Below are 235 nucleotides of genomic sequence, written 5' to 3'. Positions count from 1 at the left end.
CCGCGATGGCGTTCGCGTCGAACTCGTTGTCTGGCTCCCGCTCAAGGCTAGCCGGACCGATTCGTAGGGTCCCGGGCGCGTGCTCATCGCCACGGACGCGCACGCTCCAGATCCCGAGACGCCTCAGCGCCCGGGACCCAGCATCCACCAGCCGCCCGGTCGACGTCTCTGCCAGCCACCACTCGCCTCTGAGCTCCACAATGCGAAGGTTGGGCAATCCACGCTCGTCCAGATG

Annotated in this window: 1 protein-coding gene; it reads right to left on the bottom strand. The window is 67.7% G+C overall.

Going from position 1 to position 235, the window contains the following annotated elements:
- Nucleotides 1–217 (bottom strand): hypothetical protein (locus KVS71_RS18905; protein WP_217585299.1); only part of this gene is annotated, 217 nt, incomplete at its 3' end.
- Nucleotides 218–235: the final 18 nt, after the last annotated feature.

Source organism: Microbacterium sp. GbtcB4 (assembly GCF_019091465.1).
Classification (GTDB): Bacteria; Actinomycetota; Actinomycetes; order Actinomycetales; family Microbacteriaceae; genus Microbacterium; species Microbacterium paraoxydans.
The sequence above is the reverse complement of the archived record's forward strand: the minus strand, read 5'-3'. Positions and strand labels throughout refer to the sequence as shown.